The organism is Paenibacillus sp. ALE2, assembly GCF_054113385.1.
Genome location: NZ_CM134213.1, coordinates 2,689,815 through 2,714,803, shown reverse-complemented (window position 1 = coordinate 2,714,803; position 24,989 = coordinate 2,689,815). Strand labels below are relative to the sequence as shown.

General features: G+C 44.8%; 25 protein-coding genes. 6 read left to right on the top strand and 19 right to left on the bottom strand.

The window, feature by feature from the left end; translation table 11 throughout:
- Nucleotides 1-92: 92 nt before the first annotated feature.
- Nucleotides 93-1,880: a M3 family oligoendopeptidase gene (locus ACXHJ1_RS11780; protein WP_016819984.1), complete on the bottom strand. Its 1,788-nt coding sequence runs from the start codon at nucleotides 1,878-1,880 to the stop codon at nucleotides 93-95.
- A gap of 98 nt (nucleotides 1,881-1,978) precedes the next feature.
- On the opposite strand from ACXHJ1_RS11780, the gene ACXHJ1_RS11775 reads away from it, so the two are divergent.
- Nucleotides 1,979-2,149, top strand: coding sequence for a YycC family protein (locus ACXHJ1_RS11775; protein WP_016819983.1), 171 nt, complete (start codon nucleotides 1,979-1,981; stop codon nucleotides 2,147-2,149).
- Complete coding sequence (locus tag ACXHJ1_RS11770) at nucleotides 2,146-2,382, top strand: hypothetical protein (protein WP_013372938.1); 237 nt, start codon at nucleotides 2,146-2,148, stop codon at nucleotides 2,380-2,382. The genes ACXHJ1_RS11775 and ACXHJ1_RS11770 overlap by 4 nt, the downstream gene beginning before the upstream one ends.
- An 87-nt stretch (nucleotides 2,383-2,469) precedes the next feature.
- Here the strand turns inward: ACXHJ1_RS11770 and ACXHJ1_RS11765 are convergent, their stop codons facing one another.
- Nucleotides 2,470-3,180, bottom strand: coding sequence for a DUF2225 domain-containing protein (locus tag ACXHJ1_RS11765; protein WP_017427265.1), 711 nt, complete (start codon nucleotides 3,178-3,180; stop codon nucleotides 2,470-2,472).
- A 42-nt stretch (nucleotides 3,181-3,222) separates the two neighbouring features.
- Entirely contained in the window at nucleotides 3,223-3,600 is a 378-nt protein-coding gene (locus tag ACXHJ1_RS11760) for a globin domain-containing protein (RefSeq protein ID WP_013372940.1), read from the bottom strand.
- Nucleotides 3,601-4,011: 411 nt separating this feature from the next.
- Between ACXHJ1_RS11760 and ylbJ the strand changes: the two genes are divergently transcribed.
- A complete protein-coding gene (gene ylbJ / locus ACXHJ1_RS11755) occupies nucleotides 4,012-5,310 on the top strand; it encodes a sporulation integral membrane protein YlbJ (RefSeq protein WP_457906100.1) in 1,299 nt (432 codons plus the stop codon).
- Between the two features lie 66 nt (nucleotides 5,311-5,376).
- Nucleotides 5,377-6,180 (top strand): NAD kinase, encoded by an 804-nt coding sequence (locus ACXHJ1_RS11750; RefSeq protein WP_017427262.1) that lies wholly within the window; start codon nucleotides 5,377-5,379, stop codon nucleotides 6,178-6,180.
- Nucleotides 6,181-6,329: 149 nt separating this feature from the next.
- Here the strand turns inward: ACXHJ1_RS11750 and ACXHJ1_RS11745 are convergent, their stop codons facing one another.
- The gene (locus ACXHJ1_RS11745) at nucleotides 6,330-6,905 is read right to left on the bottom strand and encodes a LysE family transporter (protein ID WP_107734730.1); all 576 of its coding nucleotides are present in this window, start codon (nucleotides 6,903-6,905) and stop codon (nucleotides 6,330-6,332) included.
- A 159-nt stretch (nucleotides 6,906-7,064) separates the two neighbouring features.
- On the opposite strand from ACXHJ1_RS11745, the gene ACXHJ1_RS11740 reads away from it, so the two are divergent.
- Nucleotides 7,065-7,943, top strand: a complete 879-nt coding sequence (locus ACXHJ1_RS11740) for a LysR family transcriptional regulator (RefSeq protein ID WP_107734731.1) — start codon at nucleotides 7,065-7,067, stop codon at nucleotides 7,941-7,943.
- Nucleotides 7,944-7,992: 49 nt separating this feature from the next.
- Here ACXHJ1_RS11740 and ACXHJ1_RS11735 read toward each other — a convergent pair whose 3' ends face one another.
- Nucleotides 7,993-8,856, bottom strand: a complete 864-nt coding sequence (locus ACXHJ1_RS11735; RefSeq protein WP_107734732.1) for a YutD family protein — start codon at nucleotides 8,854-8,856, stop codon at nucleotides 7,993-7,995.
- Between the two features lie 24 nt (nucleotides 8,857-8,880).
- On the bottom strand, nucleotides 8,881-9,783 hold the full coding sequence (lipA, locus tag ACXHJ1_RS11730; protein ID WP_107734733.1) for a lipoyl synthase: 903 nt from the start codon (nucleotides 9,781-9,783) through the stop codon (nucleotides 8,881-8,883).
- Nucleotides 9,784-10,026: 243 nt separating this feature from the next.
- On the opposite strand from lipA, the gene ACXHJ1_RS11725 reads away from it, so the two are divergent.
- On the top strand, nucleotides 10,027-11,133 hold the full coding sequence (locus tag ACXHJ1_RS11725; RefSeq protein ID WP_457906099.1) for a M23 family metallopeptidase: 1,107 nt from the start codon (nucleotides 10,027-10,029) through the stop codon (nucleotides 11,131-11,133).
- A gap of 44 nt (nucleotides 11,134-11,177) precedes the next feature.
- On the opposite strand, the gene yunB is transcribed toward ACXHJ1_RS11725, so the two are convergent.
- The 13 genes from yunB to ACXHJ1_RS11660 form a co-directional block, all read right to left on the bottom strand.
- Complete coding sequence (gene yunB, locus ACXHJ1_RS11720; protein ID WP_016819976.1) at nucleotides 11,178-11,927, bottom strand: sporulation protein YunB; 750 nt, start codon at nucleotides 11,925-11,927, stop codon at nucleotides 11,178-11,180.
- 197 nt (nucleotides 11,928-12,124) lie between these two features.
- On the bottom strand, nucleotides 12,125-13,057 hold the full coding sequence (locus ACXHJ1_RS11715; RefSeq protein ID WP_457906098.1) for an aldo/keto reductase: 933 nt from the start codon (nucleotides 13,055-13,057) through the stop codon (nucleotides 12,125-12,127).
- An 83-nt stretch (nucleotides 13,058-13,140) separates the two neighbouring features.
- The gene (locus ACXHJ1_RS11710; RefSeq protein WP_107734734.1) at nucleotides 13,141-13,977 is read right to left on the bottom strand and encodes a carbohydrate ABC transporter permease; all 837 of its coding nucleotides are present in this window, start codon (nucleotides 13,975-13,977) and stop codon (nucleotides 13,141-13,143) included.
- A gap of 2 nt (nucleotides 13,978-13,979) precedes the next feature.
- Nucleotides 13,980-14,882 carry a carbohydrate ABC transporter permease gene (locus ACXHJ1_RS11705; protein WP_123797623.1) on the bottom strand — a complete coding sequence of 301 codons (903 nt, stop codon included), beginning with the start codon at nucleotides 14,880-14,882 and terminating at the stop codon, nucleotides 13,980-13,982.
- A gap of 32 nt (nucleotides 14,883-14,914) precedes the next feature.
- Complete coding sequence (locus tag ACXHJ1_RS11700; RefSeq protein WP_031462192.1) at nucleotides 14,915-16,279, bottom strand: ABC transporter substrate-binding protein; 1,365 nt, start codon at nucleotides 16,277-16,279, stop codon at nucleotides 14,915-14,917.
- A gap of 98 nt (nucleotides 16,280-16,377) precedes the next feature.
- Nucleotides 16,378-18,234, bottom strand: coding sequence for a sensor histidine kinase (locus ACXHJ1_RS11695; protein ID WP_457906097.1), 1,857 nt, complete (start codon nucleotides 18,232-18,234; stop codon nucleotides 16,378-16,380).
- Between the two features lie 23 nt (nucleotides 18,235-18,257).
- Nucleotides 18,258-19,853 (bottom strand): response regulator transcription factor, encoded by a 1,596-nt coding sequence (locus tag ACXHJ1_RS11690; protein WP_457906096.1) that lies wholly within the window; start codon nucleotides 19,851-19,853, stop codon nucleotides 18,258-18,260.
- Nucleotides 19,854-19,922: 69 nt separating this feature from the next.
- Nucleotides 19,923-20,612, bottom strand: coding sequence for a DNA alkylation repair protein (locus ACXHJ1_RS11685; protein ID WP_107734738.1), 690 nt, complete (start codon nucleotides 20,610-20,612; stop codon nucleotides 19,923-19,925).
- 19 nt (nucleotides 20,613-20,631) lie between these two features.
- Nucleotides 20,632-21,249, bottom strand: a complete 618-nt coding sequence (locus ACXHJ1_RS11680; protein ID WP_457906095.1) for a DNA-3-methyladenine glycosylase family protein — start codon at nucleotides 21,247-21,249, stop codon at nucleotides 20,632-20,634.
- A gap of 61 nt (nucleotides 21,250-21,310) precedes the next feature.
- Nucleotides 21,311-22,126 (bottom strand): radical SAM protein, encoded by an 816-nt coding sequence (locus tag ACXHJ1_RS11675; protein WP_457906094.1) that lies wholly within the window; start codon nucleotides 22,124-22,126, stop codon nucleotides 21,311-21,313.
- 11 nt (nucleotides 22,127-22,137) lie between these two features.
- Nucleotides 22,138-22,674 (bottom strand): methylated-DNA--[protein]-cysteine S-methyltransferase, encoded by a 537-nt coding sequence (locus tag ACXHJ1_RS11670; RefSeq protein ID WP_016819966.1) that lies wholly within the window; start codon nucleotides 22,672-22,674, stop codon nucleotides 22,138-22,140.
- The gene (locus ACXHJ1_RS11665; protein WP_031462199.1) at nucleotides 22,655-23,260 is read right to left on the bottom strand and encodes a bifunctional transcriptional activator/DNA repair enzyme AdaA; all 606 of its coding nucleotides are present in this window, start codon (nucleotides 23,258-23,260) and stop codon (nucleotides 22,655-22,657) included. The genes ACXHJ1_RS11670 and ACXHJ1_RS11665 overlap by 20 nt, the downstream gene beginning before the upstream one ends.
- Nucleotides 23,261-23,411: 151 nt before the next feature.
- Nucleotides 23,412-24,902 (bottom strand): alanine/glycine:cation symporter family protein, encoded by a 1,491-nt coding sequence (locus tag ACXHJ1_RS11660; protein ID WP_045244916.1) that lies wholly within the window; start codon nucleotides 24,900-24,902, stop codon nucleotides 23,412-23,414.
- Nucleotides 24,903-24,989 lie beyond the last annotated feature (87 nt).

Here is a 24,989-nt window from a genome sequence, read left to right as displayed (position 1 = left end):
GCACTTCGACATTTTGCGACTTTATTCATCATCCTCTGCAAAAATCACAAAAAAGGCCCCCCTTACGGGAGACCTTCTAAAATGTAACACGGTTATTTTGTCATTTGCAAAAATTGCTCAATATCCTGAACAGTAACTTGTGCGGCGTTACGCCAGAAGTCAGCCTGTGTTAAATCGGTCCCCAAGTGCTTGGAGGCCAGTTCTTCTACTGTCATGCGACCTGTATCACGCAGCAAAGCATCATATTGGTCAGCAAAGCCATCCGGATTTTCCTTCGCAAAAGCGTAAATCCCTGCACTGAACATATACCCGAATGTGTATGGGAAGTTGTAGAAAGGAGTTTCCGTAATATAGAAGTGCAGCTTGGAAGCCCAAAAATGAGGATGAGCCTCATCCAGAACCCCACAAAACGCTTCACGCTGCGCTTCTTCCATCAACTCGCTTAATTGCTGTGCTCCTACAACACCTTTTTTCCGCAGCTCGTAAAAACGGGTTTCAAACAGGAAACGGGCATGAATGTTCATAAAGAAGGCTACACCACGCTGAATTTTATCCTCCAGCAAAGCTACCTTCTCCTGACCCTCAGCAGCTTCCAGCAGAGCATCTGATACAATCAGTTCTGCCAGCGTCGATGCTGTCTCAGCCACGTTCATAGCATAATTTTGATTCAATGGATGCAATTCATTCATCACATGTTGATGATAACCGTGTCCTAGCTCATGGGCCAGTGTCGAAACGTTGGATGGTGAACCGGCATAGGTCATAAAAATACGGGTTTCTTTGCTTAGACGCAGAGATGTACAAAACCCGCCTGGACGTTTGCCTGGACGATCCTCTGCTTCGATCCAGCTTTTCTCAAAAGCCATCTGGGCAAAGTCAGCCATTCTCGAACTAAATTTACCAAATTGCTCAACAATCGTTGCGGCTGCATCGTCGTAAGGGATTTTAGTGGTCGATGTTCCCAGCGGAGCTTCAATGTCATGCCAGGACAGTTTTTCTAAGCCTAGCAGCTTGGCTTTCCGCTCCAGGTATTTGACTACAATAGGCTTTGTTTCATTAATCACCTGCCACATCGTATCCAACGTTTGGGCTGACATACGACTGATTTCCAGCGGTTCCTTAAGCACGTCTGTCCAGCCCCGGTTTTCATATAGCTTGAGGCGGAAACCTGCCAGATGATTCAGCGTATCGGCACAGTAGTCCTCTACCTGAGTCCATGCCTCTTCCCAACGTGCAAATACGTCTTTACGTACGCTGCGATCTGCTTCATCCAGTTTATTCGCTGCCTGACCTACAGACAGATGTACAATTTCACCATTTTCAGGCACCGGGATCGTCATATTTTTGACAATGGTATCATAAAAGTCACCCCAGCCATGGTAGCCATCCACTGCCAAATCCAATGCAAGGCTCTCCAACTCAGGAGCCATTTTTTCGCGCGCTTCGTTCCGGTATTCAGTCAGGACAAAAGAAATCGGCTTGATCGCTTCGCGCTCCATCCACTTCTGCCAAATGTCTTCACTGGTTTGTGCCAGCAAGTTCTGGAAAGCGACTAAAGCACTTTTTCCTTGGGCATACAACGAATTGACACGCGCCCCCAGTTGAACAGCCAGCTTGTCATGCTGATTTTGAGCAGTTAAACAAGATACAAAAGAACCTGCCTGCGATGCTCCATTAAACAGCTCCTGTATGCTATTCAGAACACTATCCAGACGCTCGGTATCCAACACCGTTTGTGGCACTTTGGCTACTTTAAGCTGGGATTGCAGCTGTTGGACCTTGCTCTCCAGTTCTTCCAAAAATGCATGAAATGAGGCAGAGGAAGAGCCTCCGCTAAAAATAGATTCCAAATCCCATGTTTGCTTTAACGGTGTTTTCATAATAGTTCCACCTTTCTTTTTTGGCGAATTCATGTGGTTTCATATACAATAAAGCTACATCGTGATGGTACAATCACTACAATTAGGAGGAAAACAGGATGAGACCCTTACAAATTTCGCCGGAAACGGCTGTGAAATTATCCGAAAAACTCGGCATTCCGCTGGAACACCTTATGCATACACCCCAGCACATTTTGATGCAAAAGCTGGCCGAACTAGCTAAAGAAGAAGCCGCTGGCTCGAACGGCGGAGAATCGGACAAATCATGATTCCTTTTGATAAAACCTGGCCTTATGACATTGTCATGGGAGATGTTTATGTACAGTCTTGTCCGTTTTGCAACCATGATAACGTCTTGCTGCCCCTGAAGCCCAAAGAGCTTAAGCTCATTCATGAAGGCATGAAAAAGCTGCTTGTGTTTCCATGCTGCCATAACAAGGTTACTTTGGTGGATTGTGACGACGATTATTTGCTGTCAGATACCACGTTGCGCCATCATTAATTCATGAGGCAGTTGCAAGATAACTCGTTTTACAAACAAGGTGTGAACCATGAGCCTAAATTGGTCATAGTGCACACCTTTATTTCTTCAAGAGGAGCTTGCGTTCTGCATTTCCTCAGGTAGCTGGAAGTTTTTTGCCAGCATTTGTTCACGCAGGACAGACCACTGTTCACGAGAAGCTCTAATCATCGCTGCATCCATAATTTTCTTATCATTAATGACACGCGAAAACCAGCGCACTGCTTCGTTAAAGTTCCCCGTACGTCGATGCAGTTCACCAATCAGATAAAGCAGTTTGGCATTATTCGCACCAACGCCCTCCAGCTCATAGACTCGAACATAGGAATCCAAACTAAATTTGAGAAAGCGAAGCTCCTGCTCCTCATTCCCCTGGTATCTGTACATCCATGCAATATGCTGCAATAGACTGGCTACTACGCGTTCCTTTTCTCCGATGACCTGTGCACAGAGTAAACCCAACTTGTACGTTTCTAACGCCTCTTCCCAGCTACGATGCCCGCCATATTCGCGAGGCTGCCAGCGATTACCGATTTTATCCTTAAATAGCTTGGTTTGCTGATCGCTTAACTGAACGGTAGAGTGCTCTGTCGAAGTAAATCCACAATGAGGACAGACCCGTACGACATAAAAATCGGGATTTTCGTTCTTATAATAAGCGCAAAAATCTGAATCGGTACGAATAGCCTTCTTTAGGCTTGGTCTGACACGGGATGTCTGAAATTCTTGTTCGCATTGCGGACAGACGATTTTGATCTGATATAACGGTTCAAGTTCCAATGTTTTTACAACCCTCTCCAAAATTCGGCAATCCCCGAAAGCTTACGGGGTATTTACAAAATGATGCGCAGGACCGGACAAACGACTAAGTATGATGGAACGAAGCGGCTCCTCAATTCCCGTATCCGTTAACGCATCTGCCATACAAGACAACCATGCCTCTGCTCGCTCCTCCGTCACGGGGAACTTCATATGTCTGGCACGTAACATCGGATGACCATATGCATCAGAAAAGAGGGACGGCCCTCCAAAAAACTGGCTCAGGAACATAAATTGCTTTTCCTTTACCGGCTCCATGTCTTTAGGAAACAGGGGACTTAACAACGGATCTTTATAAACTCTCGGGTAGAAGGCCTCAATAATAGCACGAATACCTTCCGCACCCCCAAGGTTGTCATAAATGCTCAGGCTAGGATTCACTTTTCCTCCAACTTTCTGTGCTATGGTAATAAATATACACTCGTATTATAACAAAAAACAAAAAATGACGCTAAAAATAAGCGTCATTTTATCAATTTAACATATGAAGAGGTTTGCTTCACTGCACATCGCTTCGTCATTCCATGAATACCACTAATAACTCCGCCAATCCTCTTCACCGGGATGGACGAGAGAGGCACGAATGACATACACAAAAGCACATACAAACAGACCGGCAACGATACTCATCCTGATCACTCCATCCTTAAGGTTATGGAATCGTTGTTTTCTTATTTTAACATACTCTTTACAAAAAAACAGCATTCCATGTAATCGTTTTCTTTACTTTTTTGTACTCTTTGTCCATCCTCGACATAGGTATAATAGTACAACTCCAAAGGAGGGGCCTCTATGTCGCTGTACCGCCGTTTCTCGCTTCCTTTGCTCATCCTTATGCTGTTATTCCTATTCATACTGATGGCCGCGTATCCGCAATCTTCTTTGAATGCCGGGCTTCGCGGTCTTGCCATCTGGTGGGATGTGCTGTTCCCGTCCCTATTCCCATTTTTCGTTATTTCCGAGCTTCTTCTCGGCTTTGGAATTGTCCATTTCATAGGTGCGCTACTGGACCCACTGATGCAGCCTCTATTCCGTGTACCTGGGTGCGGGGGGTTTGTCGCGGCGGTCAGTTGTGCATCCGGCTACCCTATAGGGGCCAAATTAACCGCTAAGTTGTGGGAACAAAAATGGATCACTCGCATTGAAGGTGAACGTTTGGTCGCGTTTACGACTTCCTCTGATCCAATATTTCTGATTGGTGCAGTTTCTGTTGGCTTCTTCCATCAACCCGAAATTGCACTCGTCCTGGGAGCGGCCCATTACGGTGGCGTTCTCATCATCGGACTACTCATGCGCTTCCATGGTTCCCGTTCAGAGAAAAACGATATTCGCAGCGAACGCTCTCAACCTCCTCAAAAAGCCTGGTCGAAGTCTGCTAACACATTAACAACAGGTCTCAATAAACAGCCTGGGCCACTGCGCCAAGCGTTATATGCCATGCATACAGCACGTTTGGAAGATGGCCGTCCATTGGGTGAGTTGCTTCGTCAGGCGATTGCTTCCTCCCTACGCCTTATTATTGTCGTAGGAGGGCTGGTTGTATTCTTCTGCGTCATTTTAGAAGCTTTGACGAACTCCGGCTTAATGAGCGGGCTTCACCTGCTTACGGCTAGCCTATTGTCTGCCTGTGGTCTTCCTCCTACATTAACAGAGTCCATCGTAGGTGGTATTTTTGAAGTCACTTTAGGTGCGCAAGCTGCAGGTGAAGCTGCAACAGCGGCATTACCGTTCAAGGTAGCCGCAGCAGCTTTTGTTCTCTCCTGGGGCGGGCTATCCGTCCATGCACAGGTTGCAAGTATTTTAAATATGACGAATCTCCGCTATATGCCTTTTTTGCTGGCCCGGGCTGCGCACGGGATCATCTCTGCACTGCTAGCTCTCGTATTATGGCGCCCATTAATGGGGCAGGGAGGCTCTCCGGTCTTTTCTCCGGTACACGATATCGCATGGTCCCCTGGCTTCTCGTCCGCTATGCTGCTGCACAGTCTGCTGCTTCTTGCCTGCATACTGGCCGGAATGCTTGCTCTCTCCTGGTTAAGCGTGGGTACAAGTCGCTTATTCATACGATTGAAAGGAACACACCGGCAATGAACGATTGTGTTCTTGCTCATAATTGATTATGATCGATATATACCCATGACAAAGGAGCTTTTCATCTTGAGATATTATGTTCTGGATCGCGGGGATCAGCACTCCATGGACTTGAGTCAGCAATTTCACCGTCTTGCCCAAGAAAAGAATTTCAAGCTGGATGCCGAATCGCCGGAAATCGTCGTGTCTATTGGAGGCGATGGTACGATGCTTCATGCGTTTCATACCTTCATTGACCGCATTCCGGATATTGCCTTTGTTGGTGTACATACCGGTCATCTGGGCTTTTACGCGGATTGGCGTGCGGACGAGCTGGAGGAGCTAATCCACCTGATGAGCCAAAGCGGATCTAAGGGACCGCTTAACCCGAGAATCGTTAAGTACCCACTGATTGAGTTGGAAATTCACAAGAAGTCAGGCAATGCTTCTTTTATTGCCTTAAATGAGTTTACATTAAAAGGGGTAGATGGCACGGTCGTTGCCCAAGTAGATATTAACGATATCACCTTTGAGATGTTCCGTGGTGATGGTATATGTGTTTCTACACCTTCAGGAACAACCGCCTATAATAAAGCACTTGGCGGAGCTATGGTTCACCCTACCATTGAAGCATTACAGTTGACTGAGATCGCTTCCATTAATAACCGTGTGTACCGGACATTGGGATCCCCCCTGCTACTGCCAAAACATCATCATTGTGATATTTTTTCACGGAAAGATCAGCGTCTTTTACTGACTGTAGATCACCTGAACTTTCCTGTGGATGACTTGATCTCTGTTCGATGTCAGGTTGCAAGTCAGAAGATCAGCTTCGCTCGTTACCGTCCTTTCCCATTTTGGGATCGGGTACGCAACGCTTTCCTCAATTAGAACCTGCAAAAGAGCCGATCCTGGCTCTTTTTTTTAATCGATCAGGAGGGTACTCCCTCCATCCTTAGCCTTCTCCGACCCCATCGGGCCAGCCTATTGGGAGATATACAAGAAAGACACGTCTTACACAACAGACGGGTCTTTCTTTTTTAGAAAATAGTAACGGCAGAATAGATGAGCAACAGACACATGATCGTATTGATGATTTTATCGTATTTTGTAAAAATCTTTTTAAAAGCCGAACCAAATATCGCCCACAGTAATAATGCTTTACAACCTATGAGGATGGCTAAACACATCAAAAAGAGCACAGCACCATTTGAATCATGATACGGAAGTATGAAAGTAGACATCGCTATCAGAAAAAACAAGATACTTTTTACATTAAAGATTTGGAAAAGTAAACCTGAGAAGAATGAAAACTGACGGTACGTATCCTGATCATCACTTTTTTTGGGCAGAGCAATTTTCCAAGCCAGATATAATAAATATGCAGCACCAATGACTTTAAAGTAAGGTTCTACCCTAGGTAACCACTGATATAAGCGTGTAGTTAACAAGGTGGTTACTGCACCAAGAATAATAAACCCGGAAATAATTCCAATTATGAAATGCATCGATCCCTTGAATCCGAATCTTCTTGCTTCATTCATCATCAACAAATTACTGGGTCCTGGAGTAAAAGATGTAATAATGACATACGAAAGGAATGCTGCAAAATCCATTTTAGTTAGACTCTCCTCTAAATCAAAGATGGTTGAATAAGGTTTGTTATTCATTGTAATATAGGTCTATTTATCGGTAAAATTGAAATACATGAATTAATCCATTGATTTTTATGATACTATCAGACATAGCTAATTGAAATTTAAGTGGGTGAAGTAGTGGAAATACGCCATTTTGTTACATTCAAAAAAGTTATTGAATCGGGGAGCTTCACACAAGCAGCAGTATTATTGGGTTACACTCAATCTACAGTGACTTCTCATATTCAGGCTCTGGAAGAACATATCGGGGCACCCCTGTTTGATCGAATGGGACGAAAAATAAAATTGACAGATGTCGGAAAAAGGTTACTGGGTTATGCAGAAGAAATTTTAAATACTTATCACAAGATTGAAAACATTACAAATGACGAGAAGGCAGTGCGAGGAGAGTTAAAAATAGCGGCTCCTGAGTCTCTAACGGTCTATCGTTTAGAACCGATATTAAGTGAATATAGGACTAAATATCCCCATGTGCGTATTAAACTTAGTAATGCCGCCTGTGGAGATAATCAAAAAGCGATCCTGAATGGGAGTGCAGATCTCTCGTTTGTCATGTTGCCGGAATTACATGATTCTAATTTAATTGTTCATTCCTTAATGGAAGAACCTATTGTCATTGTAGCAAGTCCTGACTCTACAATAAGTGTTTTAAATAAACAGCTTACTGAGGTCTTGATCACCAACGGAAAAGACTGTATTTACCGTGCCATGTTTGAAAACTACCTAGAAGAGCGAGGGATTACGCCTTCACAAATGATGGAGCTGTGGAGTATTGAAGCCATCAAAAAGTGTGTAATGAGTGGGCTAGGTATTACTTGTTTACCTTTCATGACAGTTGCAGAGGAACTTCATCAAGAAAAATTAAAGATCATTCACTGTGACGGTGGCTTTCCAAAAATTTTTTCTCAAATGGCTTATCACAAAAACAAGTGGATTTCTCCCGCCTTATTGAAATTCATTGATATTACTGTAAAACATGCAAAAAGCTGGTCATAAACCATTGGCGGCTTGGGGTGAACTTACAAACAAAACGGCTCCTGAAAATTCAGGAACCGTTTTGTTGTGGAGATGTGAATGTTTTATTTTTTTGATGCTGGCCCTCGGGTTCACGCGAGACACGAACTTGCCGTCCCTCCCGATTTTCCTTTGGCTGCCGATCATAGCGTGGCCCACGCGATTCCTTTTTATCGAAATTCCCCTGTGGATTGCGCTGCCTACGTGGTTCCCGGGCTTGAGGCCCTTCCCCCGAACTTCGCCCATCCTTTGCTTCACGCGGTTCCCTTGGCTGGCGCGAATCACGTGCTTCACGCTGCCGATTTCCTTCACGTCCTTCTCTGGATGGGCGACTTTCGCGAGCTTCACGTGGCTGTCGTTCACGTACTTCCTGCGCATCCTTCGGTTCCCTACGTTGCAACTCGCGTAGTTGACGGGCTTCTGTAGGCTGTTCCACTCGCGACTCCTCTGTAGCTGCGGAATCCTGCTGTGGTTGTGGCCTTTCCGTTTGTCCAGCTGAAGGCTGCGATACCTCTTGGCGCTCTTCGGAATCTAACGTCCCCGCTTGTTCCCTTTGAGCATCTACCAACTGCTGGATGTCGGGAGGAACGAAGTCATCACTGGTGTCGTTATTATTTTCAACTTCACGGCTTTTTTGCAACACAAAATAGGCACAGCCAAAATTGCAGTATTCATTAATATAATCGTCCAATACCACAATGGATGTATCTTTATTGGCTTTGGGGTGCCCTTCTCGATAAAACCCCTTCAGACGAAGCTGATTGTAACCCCAATCGCCAATAATATAATCATAGCGATCCAACACTTCACTATATCGATCACGAAAGGCTTCGGGATTCCATCCGTTCTTGTGATCCTGCAACACTTCATAGTTTTTACCACCGATTTGAAACAAGCTATTCTGACCGCCTTTCCCGGATCAAACCTGCGAAAGGGCGCTTTCTTCCTTATGCTGAGCGGCCGACTTCACCTGCTCATGCGCTTGGTAGGAGCTGCGGACCATCGGACCGGATTCGACGTGGCTGAATCCTCGCTGTAATCCCTCTTCCTTTAACTTCGCAAAATCTTCCGGTGGATAATATTTTTGCACATATAAATGTTTCTCGGATGGCTGCAAGTATTGACCAATTGTCATAATGTCACAATCGACTTTGCGCAGATCATCCATGGTTTGTAAGATCTCGTCCCACTCTTCTCCGACACCTAACATGATGCTTGATTTCGTTGGGATCGCCGGATTTAATTGTTTTGCACGTTGAAGCAGCTCCAGAGAGCGGTGATATTTCGCTTTAGCCCGAACCTTGTCGGACATGCGTTCCACCGTTTCAATATTATGATTCAAAATATCTGGCTTGGCATCCATGACGATTCGCAGCGACTCAATGTCGCCCATAAAGTCGGGAATCAATACTTCTACACTGCAAAAAGGTAATCGGCGGCGAATCGCACGAACCGTTTCTGCAAATATTGTAGCGCCCCCGTCTTTCAAATCATCGCGGGCCACACTGGTTACGACACAGTGTTTTAAATTCATGTTCTCAGCCGCTTCTGCGACGCGTTCAGGCTCCTGCAAGTCCAGTTCCGTAGGCATTCCCGTATTTACTGCGCAAAAACGACACGCACGCGTACAAATATCACCCAAAATCATAAATGTAGCTGTCCTGTTGGCCCAGCATTCATATATATTAGGGCATCGTGCCTCCTCACATACGGTATGTAATGTCTTGGAACGCATCATGCTCTTGATTTCCTGATAGTTATCGCCTGTCGTAAGTTTAATACGAATCCAATCGGGTTTAGCTTCCTTCACTTTTTTAGACAATGGCATAGACCTTCTTTCTGATAAGCTTAAGCTGTCATTGCCATACATTATAGCATGAAAGCCATGGAAAAACCTCCATTCATTGTTCCCTTTTTGATATGACATTGATGCCGGAAAAAGTAAACTCTTGAGATGGATAAAAGCGGCGGATATGGCTCAATCTAATCAAAAGCGCCCTATTTACGCAAATACGGGCCAAGAATTTACCGGGCGCTTAAGCCCTTTTATAGGAGGTCGGTTCACGTGTCTTACCCTACGCGGGCAGTCCGCGCTGTTCGTCTGTTATCGCTGCTGTTGTGCGCTACTACACTGACAACGGCTTGTCCGCTTCCTGCTCATGCCCTTGCCGAGCACACAAAGTCCTCGTCAGCCGGAAATAACCTGACAGCAAATATGGATGCTTCACATGCTTCGTCTTCATCGTATACGTCCAGACTTGCCTTATATCACTCCATCGAAGCCCTGACAGGAGTCCCTTGGTACAGACTGGCTGCCATCGACCAGTACGAACGCACACTCACGGTGGCCCATCCCAAGGATCGCAAGCATGCGGAACGGATGATAGGTATTTTTGTGACGGGACCGGTATGGTCCGGTCTGTTGAACCCTGATGCCGAGGATCAAAATCCACGTTCCATTGAACTATTTTCCGGGCTGGGACAAGACGGCTCAGGCGATGGAATCGCTGACCGCAATAATGACAATGATTTGCTGTTCAGCATCGCTTCTTATCTCGGAAAGTATGGAAATAACGAGGATGAATTTGGTATTGCCGTGTGGGAATATTACCATAACAGCCGCTCGGTTCAAAGAGTTCAGCAGTTTGCCAAGCTGTATCAGACGTATGGCAAACTTGATCTGGTCAGTCAAGCTTTTCCGCTGCCTCTAGGCAGCATTTATAGCTACCGCAGCACTTGGGGAAGCCGACGCAGCTGGGGGGGCTACCGTATACACGAGGGGACTGACCTGTTTGCTGGCTACGGAGTTCCGGTTCGCAGCACCTGCTACGGTGTAGTTGAAATGAAGGGCTGGAATCCCTTCGGAGGCTGGCGAATCGGTATTCGTGATCTCAACAACCGCTATCACTACTATGCACACCTTTCCGGCTTTGATAAAACCGTTCATAACGGAGACATCGTCACGCCTGGTCAGACGGTGGGCTGGGTCGGAAGCTCGGGCTATGGGAAACCGGGTACCCAAGGCAAGTTCCCACCACATCTACACTATGGTATATACCGGGACAATGGCTGGACAGACTGGTCCTTTGATCCATATCCGCTATTAAGACAGTGGGAGCAGAGTGAACGTAAAGCGCTCAAATCAGGAAAAACCAAAGGGACCTCCTCATAGGTCCCTTTGATTTTTTTGAGTAACTCACACTCATCCCCTCTTGTTTATGGCGTTGGGGACTGATTGAGGGAATTGGGGTCTTTCTGTATCTCTGGAACACTTTCTATGCTGGAACTTACAGCGCCGCCACTCTCTATGGAATGGGAAGGCAGTGCCAACTGCGGAGCGGTTGCACCATTTTTGCCGACTGGCTTCCCCTGATTGTCATAGTAGTACATCGGGACGTTGCCCACCACCAGCAAATAAGAAACCGGGATTTCCGTCTCCACAATCTGAGGTTGCATTTCAAACGGTATAACCACAGACACTTCCGTCGTAATTCGAATGTACACTTCCACCAAGATCATGTTTATGCCCGCATCCTGCTGACGTGTATTTAAATCCACCTTGATTGCTCCATGCGGCTCCACTTTTAGGGGAACCTTGGGTCCATAAGCTGCCAGTAGCGGACTCCCCAATGCCTGACCAATCGGAACACTTTCATCAAAATGACTCATACTGTCCATCGTTGCCTTGACTGCTTTGAGCGTGTCTGACGTAATTCTCATATGCTCCGCATAATTTAGAACAAATCCAGAGGTTCTCCCTTGCGTATCCGTTCTCCATTCGATCAAATTATCAGCAGTCTTCCCCTGCTCTACCTGCGCAGTAATTGCTGAATTAATAGCCTCTGTCGCCATTTGTTTGACCCGCACTTTAGCCAGATGCATCATGGGTGGCTTCAAATGCTGTTCCACATAGGCGGCCACCTGTACGATTCCTACCAGCAGCGCCAATGCCACAATGAGCCACATCCTGCGTCTACCACGTCGCCTTCTGTTCGGTCTGCTGTGCCATTGCGGTTTTCTATTCATTCTGATCCCCCCGCAGCGATGAGCTTACTTTAGAAGGATATGCCGCAAATAAACGAAAAAGAAGCTGCCCGTCCGGCAGCTCCTCCTGGTGGTAAACATATATGATTTCAAATACGATTCAGTCCAAGCTCAACTCATTATTTGAAAATGTGGTCAATCTTCTCGATATCCGCTTGACTCAATTGGACATTCAGCGTTTTCAGATTCGCCAGAACCTGCTCCGGTCCCTTCGCGCCTGGAATGAGGGCATCAATCGAATCACGGGTCAAATACCATGCAAGCACCACATGAGCAACCTCTGCATTCAACGCATTAGCGATCTCGCGTACCTGCTCCACTTTGTCCAAATTACGAGCAAATGCCTCTCCCTGAAACAATGGATCTTTCGCTCTGATGTCCGTAAAAGTCATGTCTTTCGTATACTTACCACCTAGTAGTCCAGAAGCTAGCGGGAAATACGGCACAAACGAAATGCCATTTTCCTTAGTATAAGGCAGCAGATCCTTCTCAGCTTCCCGTTGCAACAAATTATAATGGGATTGAACCACATCTACATAGCCGTCACTATTCGCATCCTTAAGTTGTTCAATGGTAAAGTTAGATACACCAATAGCTTTAATTTTGCCTTCGTCCTTAAGCTTCTTCAGTTCTCCGACTGCTTCTGCCTTTGGCGTAGCTTCATCTGGGAAATGGATATAGAACAGATCAATATAATCCGTTTGTAATCTTTTCAGACTGGATTCGACGGATTCACGTAAAAAAGCAGGCGAGTTGTCAAAAACAACCTCTCCGTTCACAAATTTATGCGCTCCCTTGGTCGCTATGACAGCTTCCTCACGTTTGCCGCGCTCTTTAAGTACCTCACCGATCAACCGCTCTGAGTGCTCAGGCCCATAAATAAAAGCTGTATCCAGAAAATTGATGCCGTTATCCAAAGCTGTGCGAACGACTTCTTTGCCCGTTTCATTGTTCAAACCGGAAAAAAGATTATGTCCTCCTACCTTGTTCGCACCCAAACCGATTGGTTTTACATATAAATCTGTTTTGCCAATACGCACTTGCTCTGCCAATTCACGTCATCTCCTTTTCGAAAGTTACTTCCATTTTATTATTAAATTCCAAAAAAAGCAAAGTGCGTACCTGGCTGCTGCTCTTATCCCTTGATCCCCGTTAAGGCAATACCTTCCATAAAATACTTCTGTCCTATGGCGAAAAGAATGATAGCTGGCAACACGACAATTAAAGAAGCGGCCATCAGAACACCCCATTGCGCTGAATATATTCCCTGAAACTGCTGTAGCCCAATCGCCAACGTAAATTTGCTTTCATCATTAAGATAAACGAGCGGTCCCATAAAATCATTCCATGTGTTCAAAAATGTAAACAATCCGATGACCAAAATCGCTGACCGGGACAAAGGTAAAATAATGCGAGTAAAGATAGTAAAATGGTTGCCTCCATCCACAAATACAGCTTCATCCAGTTCTCGCGGAAGAGTCATATAAAATTGTCTGAGCAAAAAGATATTAAAAACGCCTCCACCAAAAAACGAAGGTAATACCAATGGAACATAGGAATTAACCATACCTAATGCCTGCCAACCAATAAAAGACGGAATCAGCGTAACTGCAAACGGCAGCATCATACTGCTTAATAACACAGCAAATACCTTATCTCTTCCTTTCCATCTCATTCGCGCAAAGCTGTAGGCAGAAATCGTACTCGACAGGAGTACACCCGCTAAAGTACCTGCAACGACAATAAATGTGTTCACAAAATAGCGCCCAAACGATAACTCTTCAAACGGCTGTAAAAAATTCTCAAGTACAAATGGCTCCGGAATCCATTTCGGTGGGATCAAAAAAATCTGACTTAAATCCATCATGGAGCTTCTCACCAGCCAGTAAAAAGGAAACATGCAAAAAAGTGACCCCACAATAAGCACTGTGTAGAGAACAACTCTACTCCAACGCAAACCACGTTTTTTCATCGTCATGCCCCCCCGCCTTCGTAGTACACCCATTTGCGGGCTGTCTTAAACAGAAAGGCAGTGAATGTTAAAACTACAATAAAGAGCACCCAAGCAATCGCACAGGCATAACCCATATTCGAAAAAGTAAATGCCTCGCGGAATAAATAAAATGTATAGAACAAACTGGAGTTGTTGGGTCCACCCTGAGTCATGACGTAAGGCTGGACAAACACCTGAAATCCACCGATGAAGCCCATAATCGTATTAAAAAAAATCGTAGGCGATGTCAATGGAATTGTAATATAAACAAGCTTATGAAGAGCACTCCCGCCATCAATTTCAATGGCTTCATAATAATGCCTAGGTATATCTTGCAAGCCAGCCAGAAAAATAATCATGGTTCCCCCAACGGTCCATAAACTCATTAAAACCAGTGTAGGAACTACCGACCCTTCACTATAAATCCATTGACTTTCCGGCAAATGCAGCGCACGCAGCACCACATTCAGTAAACCAAGATCGGGATCAAACAGCCACATCCAGATCATAGACGATGCTATGAGTGGCACAATCGTAGGCAGATAAAAAACGGTTCTGAAAAAAGCTAAACCCTTTACCTTTTGATTGAGCAATATGGCCAAAAAGAAAGCCACTATAATTTGCAGGGGCACACTCAGAAACACATAATAAAACGTAACCCCAAGGGATTTATAAAAAAATTGGTCCGTACCGTCAAATAAGTGGACGTAATTATCCAGACCGATAAAATGGGCCTGTGAAGCAACCTTATAATCGGTAAGACTGAACCAGAGACTAGCGATCATCGGTCCCAGAACAAAAATGACAAAGCCGAGAATAGCAGGGGCGGCAAAAAGCCACCCCAACCCATTTTCCTTCTTACGAATAGAAGATAATGATTGCATTCTATCCCTCTCTTTCTGTCAAAACCCTCACCTTATTCTTTTGGATATGTCCCCTTAAATTCAGCGTTGGCCTTGGCGGAAACCTCCTTAAATGCTTGCTCCACCGTTTTCTTGCCCAGCCATACCTGATCCAGCGCCGGGTTAATAATTGCATTGATTTTTTCCGAATTCTTCAAATAATAGTCGTAAGAATTGACACCGTTATGCAGCGTTTGGTTCATGACTGCATCACGATATCCATCCGCATGACCTGGCTTGACATCTGCCCATTTGCTAATCAAGTCTGGTTCGGTGTACCACTTTTTCATGACAGGCATCCACAATCCGCTGGAATGCATGTCAAGCCCGCTTTCAGCATCCAGCAAGAATTTATAAAACATCCATGCTTCTTTCGGATGTTTGGTTTTGGCAGAAATTACTTCCGGTTCGCCAAACAGGATTGTTTTGCTGCTTTTCAGTTTGGGTAACACGCCTACACCAAAATTCACCTTCGATTCTCCGAGATCCAATTGGACCCACTGCCCATCCAGATCCATCGCTACACGTTTGCTTTGCAATGCTACGGCCGGGGAAGGGATATTTTTGGACTGCGTGGGCGACGGTGCCACATGATACACGTTGATCAGATCCGCCATCTTTTGCACGGCTTCAATCACATCAGGGTTTTCAAGATTAAGCGAGTCCCCTTTGTCTGAAATGACACTTGCGTTGTTGGAAGGTACTAGCAGATGCCACATCCATGTGTCAAACCGAACTCCATACTGTTTGATGTTACTTGCATCGAAATTGGGGCTAAGCGCATTATTTCCCGCTTTATCAATGGTGAGCTTTTGCGCTGTCTCTAAGAACTGTTCCCATGTCCAAGCCTCTTCAGCTTTGGTTGGCGGCAAGGCAACACCAGCCTCATCAAACAAATCCTTGTTGTAATAGAGCGCAAAGGCTTCCTCCGTCACCTTGACCCCTGCCACTTTATCCTTATCCCAATAGATGACTGAATTAGGAATGAGACTCTCCTTCGTTAGCTCCTTATCCTCCTTCAAAAATTCATTTAAATTATATAGTTTGCCTTGTTCAGCCCATTGCAGAGCCTGTGCTTTATAAATAGGAAATACATCTGGTGCCTGATTGGCGGCAAACATCGTCGTTAATTTGGTGACGTAATCCCCGGGGATGTGCATATAGTTGATTTTGATCCACGGATATTTGTCTGTGAATTTTTGGGCGATCTCCTGTTGAACCTTCTTCTCATTGGTGCTCCCCCAACTGGCATAGGTCAGTGTCACTTGCTCGTGCCCTTGTAAATCTACTGGCTTACTGCTGCTCTCATTTGAACTACAGGCTGACATCAGTCCAACGACCAAGCACATGCAGACGATCCATAACTTTCGTTTTAACATGAGTAACGCCCCCAAACCGTTTATTTTTTATCTTTTCGTTTGTTGCTTCGTCACTAAATTTATTCTAGCAAACGCTTACATTTTTGAAAGTCGCACTCTCATTGGATTGGTGTCATTTGATTAGATCTATGTGTTTCTCCGATTCGGATCAGGACAAATGTCCCTTTATCTTCTGGTGAGTGGAGCGCAACCCCATATTCCATCCCATATAACAGCCGTACTCTTCTGTCTACATTTTTAATGCCCGTTGACCGGATTTCTCCAGCTTGAATGCGGCGTATATGATCTTCTTGAATTCCTAATCCATTATCCTCGACTTTAAAACACACCAATTGCTTTTCGACCCAGGCTGTGATCTTAATCCGACCACCTGATTCCATTTCGGCGAAGCCGTGAATAATTGAATTCTCCACAAAAGGCTGCAAGAAGAGTTTGGGAACCTCCATATGAAGTAAAATGGGATCAATATCATACTCCACTGTGAACTTGTTCTCAAAGCGATTTTGCATAATATAAATGTATTTTTCCAGCCAATTCAGATCGGTTTCCAGGCTCCAGGTCTCGTTTTTGTTTCGAGTCGTAATTTGCAGCATTTCCGCCAGACTAATGATCAATCGGCCCAGTTCCTGTTGTTTATGTTCTAATGCGATCCAATACATTGTCGTTAAGGTGTTATACAAAAAATGGGGATTAAGCTGTAAATTAAGTGCCATTAACTCCGATTCTTTGGCTCGCAGACGTGATTTGTAATTTTCTTCGATCAAATCTATAATTTTCTCATTCATTTGATTAAATCGGATCACCAGATCCCCCAATTCATCATAGCCGCGTTCAGGGATTCGAATATCAAAATGTCCCTTCTCCATTACCTTCATCGCCTGTTTCATATCCGTGATGGGCTTACTGATGTATACCGACAGCAAATAAGCAAGGATGACAGCAATGAGCATCATAAAGCCTAAAAAGAACAAGGTGTAGGTACGAATCGTTGACAAATGCCCCAGTACATCTTCCATGGGAATGGCTATATATGATACCCAGCCCGTCGTCTTCATCGCTTCGTAAACCAGTAGTATACTTTGACCCTTCACGTTTACCATTTTTGTCCCTTGTTCTGAAGTAATGGCATTCTTCAGCCAATCCGCCACGGGCTCCCCCGTTTGTTGCTGTCGATCTGAGCTCATGACTATCCCGTTGTTATCGTGAATCATACCGTAGGATAGATGTGCAAATCCGCTGCGGGCTGCATAATCTTCAAAACCATCCTTTAACAAATCAGGCCGGAAATTCAATATAAGTATAGGCTTTTCCTTTCCTTCAGGAAGCGTATGGAAGGTTCCAGCATCATCTAATGCAGTCAAATGAAGCTGCTTAACCACAGCAAATAAAGAGCTAAAATCATAGGAACCTTGTTTTAAATCCTGCTGATGAAAGGTGTCGGCATACGAATAGGCAGGAATCCACCTGGTAGCCCCCTCTGCTTGTACCGCCGTTGTCGCCAAGGGAGAAGAATAGAACGGCAGAACGGGAATATACATCCGCTCTGTACTTCCGTATGCATACTTTTGCGTCATAATCTGAGAAGCGTATACTTCCTCTATATTGCCAAAGTATCTGTACAAAATTTTCGTAATGCTGCGATCAGCTCGTAAAAGCGATGAAGAATCCGTAGTATCCACGTCTGTGATAGTCTGTAAAAGATCATGATCAATTGGAATCATATCCACAGTTTTTTGAATAGCTGTCAGCTTGTTATCCAGCAGCTGGTTATTGCTACGCAATACACTTGTAACGCTATCTGTTACATTTGCAGTAATATTCCGCGCACTGGTTTCGAAGTAGACAAAGCCCAGGATCAAAACGATGAAACCAGACAACAAAAAATAGGACAGCATCAACTTCGTACGAAAGCTACTGTCCAAAAATTTTTGATATATATATTTGACTTGGCGCATTGTATCTTCCTTTCACCTAACCATTAAATGAATTTTCTACGAAACTCCTCGGGTGTGTGCTTAACGTTTTTTTTGAACACTTTAAAGAAGTACTTGGTATCTTTATAACCAACCTGTCTACTAATTTCTGCGACCTTGGCGTCTGTATGCAGCAGTAAGTGCTGAGCCTTTTGCATTCTGAGCTTCACCATATATTCCGTGAACGAGAGCCCAAAATAGTTTTTGAACAGAATGCTAAAATAGGACGCATTATAGTGAAAGCGCCGGGCCACAATCTCCAGACTTAGGTCTTCATGTAGATGTGTATCCAGAAATTCCTTGCATTTTTTCATGATGGGTTCACCTTTGGAGCTGCCATCAAGCTCAAGAATCAGCTCTTTTAACCATGCTGCAATACGATCCTCAAGATTTTGGAGAGATGTGGCCTCTTCGACAGCTCGGTTCAACTGTTCCGAGTAACGTGAGTAGACTTCCTCACTCCACCCTATATTTAACCGTGGTAAACTAACTAGGAGAAGGTGTATTAATTTAGCTTTAAGCGCATCAGGTGGAGGATACCCTCGCGTCATTCGTCCAATGAAATGTTGTACCCGTTCCAATAGCTGATCAGGCTTCCGATTAGAGATAGCGCTTTCAATGGATTTCAGAAAGACTATCTGTTCATGAGTGCTCATTTCCTGTATCGACTGTTCATCATCTAAAACGACAAGGTTCAAACATCTGGTGTGAGGTGTATAAAATCGCATGGAGATAAGGCGAACAGCCTTTTCGTGAGATTGGCTTATTTGCATTTCATCGAAGTCAAAAGGCTGACCCCAAGCAAACCAAATGGAGATAGCTTGCTGCTGCTCCACCTTTTTCAGTCCAGCTTGAAGTGCGCTTTTGGCCTCCTTGCCTTCAGCGCTTTCCCTCCAATTCACTACAACGACCATATGCTCTTTAGGGGTTTCAAGCGGGAACACGACAGAAGATGCCCACGGACGCAATAATTCAACAACCGCGTTTCGTAGCTTAGAATCCCACGCATATATATCCTCCGGGCGGGATGCAGATGTCCCCAACGCAAGAACTTCTCCTATCCCCTGCCATCCAAAGTAACTCTTTAATAAGCTTTTCTCGTTAGGCTGTAACTTGTCTGTCACGCATCTGCTAAACAAATGCTCCACAAATGCAGGCATGCTTTGCTCGATCTGATTCAACGCTGTTCGATTTTCACCGAGTGCTCCCTGCTCCTCTACAATGATCTTCTCCATTTGTTGAATCACTTCAATAAGCTGCTGTGATTGCACCGGTTTCACCAAATAATCATTCGCTCCGTACCGTACCGCCTGCTGTGCATAGCTAAATTCCTGATAGACTGTCACTAAAATAACTTTGGTCTCATGCTGACCCGATGTTCTCAATTGTTGTAGATATTCAATCCCATTCATAATCGGCATTTGAATATCTGTAAAAACGATCTGGATCGGCTGGGATAATGAAATGGTCAAAGCATCTTTCCCATTCTTGGCTTCCCATACCTTGTATTCTGGACGTAAATCCCGGATCATGGCAGCCAACCCACGACGCTGCCTAGTTTCATCATCTACAACAAGCACTCCCAGCGGGATCGAATTCACAGACTCCCCTCCTGTCGGTCTTATACACGTATGTTTTTTCAGTATAACACTTACAGGCGGGGACCCATCCTATTTTCTTTTTCGCTTCATACTACGAATGGTCGTTTTTGTGGCCTGATCCACCCGGTATGATTCTGTGATTTTTTGCAGAGCTTTATTGAAAGTAAAATCGTCTAATGTATTATGACTTAAATACGCCGTCGTTACCTCTGGCAGCTTGATATAACAGATAGATATCGCCCATGCTACCGCCATTTGTACATAATAATCTTCCCGATGGGTCTGATCTAGCAAAGTAAGCACCCGGTTAATATACTGTTCCTCAATATAAAAATTCAGAAGCATAACCACCCCAAACCGAATCTCATATTCTTTCTTAGAAAACAGATAGGGCTGAATAAAATCCCATACTCTTTCTTTATGTTGCTTCGTAATTTTCAATCCGGCACAGAAACTGTCACATACGGACCAATTATCAATTTTAGGAACAAACTTGGCGGTATAACTCAAGACTTCCTCAATATCTGTTTTAACAGAACCAATCACCATACCTTGCAGCATCACTTCTTCAAAGTGTTCACTTTCAGCGGTCTCCAGATAGAGACGCCAATCTCCCTTGGCAATTTCTTGAGCCAGCTTACGCAGCACTGGCAGACGCACACCCAGCACATTATTAATCGTCGGAAGCAATGCAGCCGTAAATTTCTGAAAATCTGTATCCACATGTGACAATATCTGTTCTCTGATGGTCTTCTCCATATTTTCCACTCCCTGTTTGTTAACGAAATGAAATGCTCCACAAATAAATGGAGGCCACTGAACCATAAGGCGAATACACTCGGCGATACTCCTCAAATTGCTGCTTGGTCAGTGTATCTAAATGGTACAACTTCATCATTCCCCGCCGAATAGCCATATCGCCCCAACTGACGACGTCTGGACGTTCCATGCAATTAATCAGCATCATTTCAGCCGTCCAAGGGCCTATCCCTTGTAGCGAGGATAGTTTCTGGATCACCTGTGTATCGGAAAACTCATACAACTCCTGTAAATCCAACAATCCCTGCTCGATCGTTTGGGCTATATTCAGGATACATGCTGCCTTTTTCATGGTGATGCCACAGCTTTGAATATCCTGAGCTGTCTGAACGGCTATATTTTGTGGAGTGATCGCTCCTAATTTTTCCTGCATCCTTGTCCATATGGTCTGAACCGCCTTGGCGGAAATAAGCTGCCCCACAATCGCATGAACAAGCGCTGCAAACAGGTCGGGAATGATTCCCCGTTCTACCTTGCCCATTTGCGTTATAGCTGTACCAAGTACGGTATCTACCGTCTTCAGGTAGTTGATTTCCTTTTCCCCATAGTCAAAGTTCTTGGTCATTACCGTTTCCATTGGTTCTCCCGCTCCCCTTGTAAGGTGCACTCTTCATTTAATGACATAGGTTGCTTTCATATCAGGGTTCGAATCCTTCTTTGCTCACATAGAGCTGTTCTTTCGAAAAAACCTGAAGAAAACGCTCATAAACCGCCTTATACGCAGCTGGGTGATACCATTCCTCCAGCCCCAATGACTCGTACAGCGCACCAATGTTCAAGCTACGCGTCCGCCTTCCCCCGCTGCCGTCTCCCATAAAATAATCATCTATACAGACACGGTTGACCAGAGACACGAGCTTGTTTGCAAAATGCTCACTGCTTGGCAGCATCGGAGCAATGGTAGCTTGCGTCGGTACACCTGCCTCTTTTAAAAGTTGCAGTGTTTGGAGACGAGCCTGGATGGGAGGAGCCTCCGGGGTGAAATGTTTGCGTATATCCTCGCGGTCTGTTTCTACCGTGACGCTCACACGTACACGTTCCTTCAATTGGAGCAATAAATCAATATCCCGTCGTACAAGCGGACTACGCGTCTGTACAAAGAGAAAATCCGGTGGATCTTCCACCATCACTTCCAGCAGAGATCGGGTCACCTCTTGTTTGTACTCGGCCGGCTGATAAGGATCTGTGCTTGACGACATAAAAATCGTAACTTTACCTTTGGATTTGGCCCTACGAAGCTCCTTACGAAGAATATCTGCCGCCTCTTTCTTAATATCAACCCATGTTCCCCAAGCTTCCTTCCGAAACGTAGAGACTGGCAATTGGCGTACATAACAATACGAGCAACCAAAGGTACAGCCGGTATACGGGTTCAACGAGTGTGTATACCCTGACAAGAAGCCAGTCCCTTTATTCAAAAGAGTCTTGGGGGATTTGTAATACTCATTTTTCATACCTGACCTCACTACTGTATTGGTTTGTGTGTGTGATTCTTTTCAAGCTGCAAAAGCTTCACCTTCATGTCCAGCCCCCCACGATATCCGGTCAAAGCTCCATTCTTACCAATGACCCGGTGACAAGGGATGGTGACCAAAATCGGATTAGCACCGATAGCGGTACCAACCGCACGAACAGAGTTCGGCTTTTGAATCGCGTTGGCAATGTCTGAATAGGATTGTGTCTCCCCATACGGAATATTACACAGCGCGTTCCACACAGCCATTTGAAATGCAGTTCCATGAAAGTCAAAAGGGAATGTAAAATGTGTACGCTCCCCTTGGAAATATTCAATCAACTCCTTGGCATAGAGCTGTAAAATGGTATCCTCTTCAACTAAAGGACTGCCGGGAAATCGACTTCCTGCCCATGCAATCAATTCCTCAACAGTTTGATTAAGCGAACCAACATAACATAATCCTTCCGATGTAGCTGCAATATATAAATTCCAATCCTCATGCACCAATAATGACCAATAGATCGTTTTATTCATTTGATATACCATGCTGTGTATCTCCTTTTTGAGTTGCTATGGATTCGAGTTGGCGATATTGCAATGGAGTGTAGCCTATATTCTTTTTAAACAACGTAATAAAGTAAGGGGTATTGGACAGACCTACGTTCTCCCCCACTTCCGCAACAGATTGTTGTGAGCAAATAAGCAGCTTCTTCGCTTGTTCCAACCTCGTACGCTGTATATATTCCATCGGAGTTACATGCATGATTCGCTTGAAGGTACGATGTAAATGGTACGGACTTCCATGACTGATCTCTGCCAGGACGTGCAATGTTAAGTCCTTCATATAATTCGAATCTACGTATTCTGTAACTCCTGCGATCCAGTCGTGATCAGGCAATCGTTGTCCTGTCGGTTTACATCTTTTGCATGGACGAAAATGCTCAGCCAAAGCCTGCTCTGCTGATATAAATAAACGGATGTTCTCTATTTTAGGAGGTCGGGATTTGCAGGAGGGACGACAAAATATTTTCGTTGTCTTCACAGCATACAAAAATACCCCGTCATACGACTTGTCATTTTCTATAATAGCTCTCCACTTCTCGTCTGTTATGGATAAATCGGATGTTCTCATTTCAATCACCCCTCTGTGCAATGTACCCTGTCTCATATCTAAATTATAAACTAAACAGTGAACATATGTACCCCTTTTGGAATGTAAAGGCAAGATAATGAAAAAAGATGACCCACAAGGAGCCATCTTTAAATGTAGTAATCTATCTTATTTAGGCTTGAATCTTACCCGGTTCAACTGTGATCGTCAACTCATCTGAAGGAAGCTGATATTCCCGTGACCAATAATCTGCATTTGAAATTCCCGCCTGCTTCGGATCAAATACCGGGTCTAGCCCTTGCCTTCGCTGCTGCTCGTAATCCTTAAGCACGAGAAACGCAGGCTTGGCCAGGAGAATCATAGCAATCAGATTGACCCAAAGCATAATACCGACGCCCATATCCCCTAGTGTCCATGCCAAGGCCGATTCTTTGACGACCGTTCCATAAAACGTCGAACCCAGAATTACCAACTTTAACAGGAACATAGGCCATTTGGCTTTACGGTCGGCAACCAGGTAGGCCATATTCGTTTCAGCGATGTAATAATACGCAATAATGGTGGTAAATGCGAAAAAGAACAAGGTTATGGACAAGAGACTTGAGCCAAAACCCGGGAATACCGATTCAATAGCAGCCTGTGTATATTGGGTTCCTTCTTCAACACCCGGGAGATGCTGCACAATATACCCCCCACCTGGTCCCTTCACATTGTACATATTTGTAAACAATACCATGAAAGCCGTAGACGTACAGACTAAAAAAGTATCTACATATACGGAAAAGGCCTGAACCAGCCCCTGTTTTGCCGGATGGGACACTTCTGCTGCGGCTGCCGGATGCGCACCAGAGCCTTGTCCCGCTTCATTAGAATAAATGCCTCGTTTTACACCCCAAGCAATGGCTGTCCCTGCTATACCTCCGAACACTGAATCTACACCAAAAGCACTGCGAAAGATCAGGGCAAATACCTCGGGAAGTGCAGTAATGTTCGTCATCATAATGTAGAAAGAGACAAGGATGTAGCCCAGTGCCATAAACGGTATGACAACCTGAGCCACATTGGCAATTCTTTTGACACCGCCAAAAATGATAAGCGCCAGCAACACGACCACTAATATCCCAGAAACCTTCATATCCATACCAAACGAACTATGAAAAGCTACGGCGATGGAGTTCGATTGGGTCCCCGGCATCAACAAACACATAGCAACCAACGCTACTACCGCAAAAATAACGGCAAACCATTTTAAGCCTGTTCCTTTTTCAATATAAAAAGCCGGGCCGCCTCGGTACTGACCATCACGCTTTACCTTATATACCTGAGCCAGTGTAGATTCAACAAACGCCGTAGCCGACCCGATAAAGGCCATGACCCACATCCAAAATATCGCCCCAGGCCCCCCCATACCGACTGCCAATGCAATCCCAGCAATGTTTCCCGTCCCTACACGTCCCGATAGCGCCATCGTAAAGGCTTGAAAAGAAGAAACGCCTGCCTCTGAGCTTTTTCCTTTAAAGACAAGGCGAATCATCTCTTTGAAATGCCTAATTTGTAAAAATCGAGTCATGATTGAAAATAATAGCCCCACGCCCAAACAGACATATACCACAGGATTGCTCCAAATGACACCATTTACTGCCTCTGCCCACTTCTCTAACATTCCTTGCATTTCCCCCTGATCCATCAATTCATCTAGTCTATGTTTTCAGAAAATTTGCATAATTACAAAAAAATTATAGATTAGTTT